4 protein-coding genes and 2 pseudogenes are annotated in these 4,444 nt (G+C 45.2%); all 6 read left to right on the plus strand.

Features of this window, described 5'->3' with window-relative positions:
• A pseudogene (locus AC4E7D_RS12045) lies at window positions 1-168 on the plus strand (hypothetical protein); the annotation flags it as partial.
• Complete coding sequence (locus AC4E7D_RS12050) at window positions 155-940, plus strand: carboxypeptidase-like regulatory domain-containing protein (protein WP_490174040.1); 786 nt, start codon at window positions 155-157, stop codon at window positions 938-940. The pseudogene AC4E7D_RS12045 and the gene AC4E7D_RS12050, both read left to right, overlap by 14 nt.
• Window positions 941-980: 40 nt before the next feature.
• Window positions 981-1,487, plus strand: a complete 507-nt coding sequence (locus AC4E7D_RS12055; protein ID WP_490174041.1) for a DUF6702 family protein — start codon at window positions 981-983, stop codon at window positions 1,485-1,487.
• Between the two features lie 49 nt (window positions 1,488-1,536).
• On the plus strand, window positions 1,537-3,846 hold the full coding sequence (locus AC4E7D_RS12060) for a M1 family metallopeptidase (protein ID WP_490174042.1): 2,310 nt from the start codon (window positions 1,537-1,539) through the stop codon (window positions 3,844-3,846).
• An 85-nt stretch (window positions 3,847-3,931) separates the two neighbouring features.
• Entirely contained in the window at window positions 3,932-4,207 is a 276-nt protein-coding gene (locus AC4E7D_RS12065) for a Sec-independent protein translocase subunit TatA/TatB (protein ID WP_490174043.1), read from the plus strand.
• Window positions 4,208-4,215: 8 nt separating this feature from the next.
• Window positions 4,216-4,444: pseudogene (locus tag AC4E7D_RS12070) on the plus strand (phosphatase PAP2 family protein); the annotation flags it as partial.

Genomic DNA, 4,444 nt, shown 5'->3' on the forward strand with positions numbered 1-4,444 from the left:
GTCGTTGATCTTCAATTACCTCAGGACAAGATAGATGCCTTCCTGATCTATTGTGATGATAAATTGCCCTCACAGACATTTCTGAAGCAAAGCAATGAATTTGAGCTGATCGATTTCCTGGTCAACCAAAGCAAAATGTATCGTCAAGAACTGAATGCCGAAGAATAAGTACCTCCTTTTTTTTACCCTGATCCTGCTTCAGTTACCATTGTGGTCCCAGGATTACTTTACCGGACCTATTAATGGTAAGGTGGTAGCGGGTAACCGCAGTGTACCGGATGTGCATGTTATGAATATCACCTCTCAACGCGCAACGATAACCAATGCCCTGGGTAATTTTTCAATTAACGTTAAACTTGGGGATTCCCTGGTGTTCTCAGCAGTGCAATTGGAACGAAAAACAATGGTAGTAACGGCAGCCCTGATGGAAAGTAAAACGCTGGTAGTGTATATGGAAGAACAGGTAAATGTGCTGGACGAGGTGGTTCTGCGTCCCTTTGATTTATCCGGGGATCTGGAAATCGACCTGAAAAATACGCCTAAGGAAAAAGTATATGTGACCTCAACCCTGGGACTGCCTAACGCCTACGTAAAGCCCAAAACACTTGCAGAACGCAGGCTGTTCGAAGCGGTAACCGGAGGGGGTATTGTGCCTTTAAACCCTGTGTTAAACGGTATTTCGGGCCGCACCAAATACCTGAAGAAAGTCCTTGCGACCGAACGAAAATATGCCCGTACCAACAGGGTTCGTGAGTTTTACCCGGATTCCCTCTATATTCGCGTTTTAAAAATTCCACTCGAATATATCCCTGATTTTATGTATTTCTGCGAGGTGGATGCCGAATTCAATGGTATAGTAGATACCCGGGACAAACTAAAGATATGGGAATTTCTGGAGAGGAAAAGTATTGCATACCGGGATAATAACGGCCTGAAGTAGCCCTGCAATTCTGGTATGAAATTTGAATAAAATGTTGCTGATGAGAAGAATACCCGTTTTCCTGCTGCTACTTGTTTTGCCTCTGCTGGCATTCTCAGGATTGCATAAGTTTTATGTAAGCGTTACCAATGTGAATTATTCTGAAAAGGATGATGCACTGCAGATAACCACCCGTATATTTATCGATGACCTTGAGGCGGTGCTTCTAGAACGTTATGGGGTAAAAACCCTTTTGGCAACGCCGCAGGAATCGGAGCTGTCCGATATGTACATCGAAAAGTACCTAAAAACCAAACTCCTTATAGAACTCAATCAAGAAAATAGGGACTATAATTTTCTGGGCAAACGCTATGATAATGACGTGCTGATCTGCTACTTGGACATTCCGGAAGTAGGGCTGCCCAGTCTTGAATCCATTGGGATACAGAATGAAGTGCTTACCGATCTCTTCGAGGAACAGCAGAACCTGGTACATTTTAAAGTCAAGGGGAAAAAGAGGAGTTTTGTCCTGTACAAAGAAAGTAATAAAGGAATGTTAAACTTATAGGCTTTCCTACATAAAATTCTATTTTCGTCCACTAAAAAATTAAGGAATTATGAGATTTTTCAGGTATATTCTGGCCATTTGCGTACTCTTTTCTACAAGCACTGCATGGTCACAACAAACCGAAGAGAAAGAGAGAGAACCCGGCCATTATAACCAGAGCAAATTCCGTCAGATGTACGAGGAATTTGCCACCCCCAACACTTACAGATCTGCTTCAGGTGCCCCGGGTCCTGATTATTACCAGCAACAGGCAGATTACAAGATGGACATCGAACTTGATGACAAGAATGCCCGCATATACGGAGAAGAAACCATCACCTATCACAACAATTCACCAGATAATCTTGAATTTCTTTGGGTACAACTGGACCAAAATGTAAGGGCTAAGGATTCCAAGTCCCCGCTCAGGAATGGTAATGGTGTTTCCCTTGCCTACAGGACCGGACAGTTCGCAGGTGAGTATATGGGCCAGCCTTTTGATGGCGGGTTTAAAATAGAGTACGTACGGGACAGCAACGGGAAGCCATTGCCGTACACCATCAACCAGACCATGATGCGTGTGGACCTGGAGAAACCGCTGAAGAGTGGGGAACAATACTCCTTTGATATAAAATGGTGGTACAATATACCCGACCATACGGTGAACCGTGCGCGCTCTGGTTATGAGTACTTCCCCAAAGATGGTAACCGCGCCTATGTAATTGCACAGTTTTTCCCGCGCATGGCCGTCTACAGCGATGTGGAAGGCTGGCAAAACCACCAGTTCTGGGGCAGCGGGGAGTTTGCCCTTCCCTTTGGGAATTACGAGGTAAATATCACCGTTCCTGCAGACCATATCCTGGATGCCACCGGGGAACTGCAGAATCGCAAAGAAGTATTCAGCAGGGAGATGATGAAGCGTTACGAACAAGCGAAAAAATCTTATGACAAGCCAGTACTGATCGTAACCCAGGAGGAGGTGGAAGAACTGGAAAAAGGCTTCTCGGAAAAAAAGAAGACCTGGAAATTCAAGGCGAACAATGTACGGGACTACGGCTTTGCCACCTCGAGGAAGTTTATCTGGGATATGCAGGCCGTGCGAATTGGCAACCGCGACGTGATGGCCGTCTCCTTATACCCAAAAGAGGGGAATCCTTTATGGGAGGAATACTCCACCAAGGCGGTAGCCAGTACCCTGAAATCTTATTCAGCACACACCTTTGATTACCCTTACCACAAGGCCATTTCTGTTCACGCCAGGAATCAGGGGATGGAATATCCCATGATTTGCTGGAATTACGGACGGCCCAATCCGGATGGGACCTATTCAGACCGTGTTAAATACGGGATGATCAGTGTTATCATTCATGAAGTAGGCCATAACTTTTTCCCTATGATCGTGAATTCTGATGAGCGCCAATGGGGATGGATGGATGAAGGTCTGGATACCTTTATGCAATACATTGCAGAACAGGAATTTGGAGAAGCCTTTCCGGAAGCTATCGCTCCGAATAGCAAATACCCGTCCAGACGGGGAGATCCTTCAAAGATCGTTCCCTATATGAGCGGTGACCAGAGTACCATATCACCCATCATGTCCAACCCTGAAAATGTATATCAGTTGGGGCCCAATGCATATTCGAAACCTGCCACAGCCCTGAACATCTTAAGGGAAACGGTAATGGGACGGGAATTGTTCGATCATGCCTTCAAGACCTATGCGGAACGCTGGAAATTTAAGCACCCTACACCGGAGGATTTTTTCAGGACCATGGAAGATGCTTCGGCAGTAGATCTCGACTGGTTCTGGAGGAGCTGGTTCTACACTACTGATTATGTGGATATCGGAGTGAAAGGGGTGAAAAAATACTATGTGAGCAATACCCCAGGCAAGAAAATGCGGGAGTATATGGCCGCCAGGAACATCTCTGAAGCCAACCTGCCCCCACTGGTCTACCTTGTAGAGGAAGACAGCGAGGACTTCGATCCCGACCTTAAAGGGAAAAGCCCCATGGAAGCCTCTCAGACCCTGAAGGAGTTCATGATGGACAATATGACTGCCGAAGAACGCCAGAACCTAAAGGATCCAAAATATTTTTATGAAATAACCTTTGATAAACCAGGGGGTATCCCAATGCCGTTGATTGTAGAATACACCTATGCAGACGGAACACGTGAGAATATTACCTACCCCCCGGAAATTTGGAGGAAAAACGATAAGGAAGTCAGAAGGGTTATTGCTTCTGAAAAGGAGATCACGGGAATAGTCGTAGATCCTAAAGCAGAGACGGCAGACATTGATACGACCAACAATTCCTGGCCAAAGAAGGAACAACAATCGGATTTTGACAAATTCAAGGAATCCATTAAAGGAAAATAAGTAATATTCACCCTTGGTGAAAAGTCCTGCCCAGCCGGCAGGACTTTTTAATTAGCTGGCAAATCTGCGTATATTTGTATCTATGATGTCCATTGCATTATTTATTAGCGGGGCGGAGATCTTCTTCATCATGTTTATCGTAGTCATGGTATTTGGCGCCGATAAGATCCCCGGCATTGCCAAAGGTCTTGGGAAAGGTATGCGCCAACTTAAGGATGCCACCGAGGACATCAAGCAGGAAATCCAAAAAAGCGCCGAGAAGCAGGGAATAGACACGAGCTTTACCGAAGATATCAAGAAGGAGATTGATGAGGTGAAGAAGAATGTTACTGATGTCACAGGTACCATTAAGAGAAAATAATCGGGAAAATGCTCGAAGGATTGCTGGATTGGGATAGGAGAACCCTGATTTTTTTGAATGGCTTGGGATCTGAATCCTATGATAGCTTTTGGTCTTTAGTGACCAACATATCGACCTGGACCCCATTGTTTATCCTTTTTTTTATTCTCATCATGAGGCAGTACCGACGCAAGGAAGGTCTGATTATGGCGGTCACTGTGCTCTTCCTCCTTTTGATTACCCATTTGTTGACAGATT

The organism is Lentiprolixibacter sp. (genome assembly GCF_982873095.1).

Bases quoted from the DNA above. Each gene is read 5' to 3' on its own strand.
- AC4E7D_RS12055 (WP_490174041.1), top strand. From the start codon at position 981: ATGAGAAGAATACCCGTTTTCCTGCTGCTACTTGTTTTGCCTCTGCTG.
- AC4E7D_RS12065 (WP_490174043.1), top strand. From the start codon at position 3,932: ATGTCCATTGCATTATTTATTAGCGGGGCGGAGATCTTCTTCATCATG.
- AC4E7D_RS12060 (WP_490174042.1), top strand. From the start codon at position 1,537: ATGAGATTTTTCAGGTATATTCTGGCCATTTGCGTACTCTTTTCTACA.
- AC4E7D_RS12050 (WP_490174040.1), top strand. From the start codon at position 155: ATGCCGAAGAATAAGTACCTCCTTTTTTTTACCCTGATCCTGCTTCAG.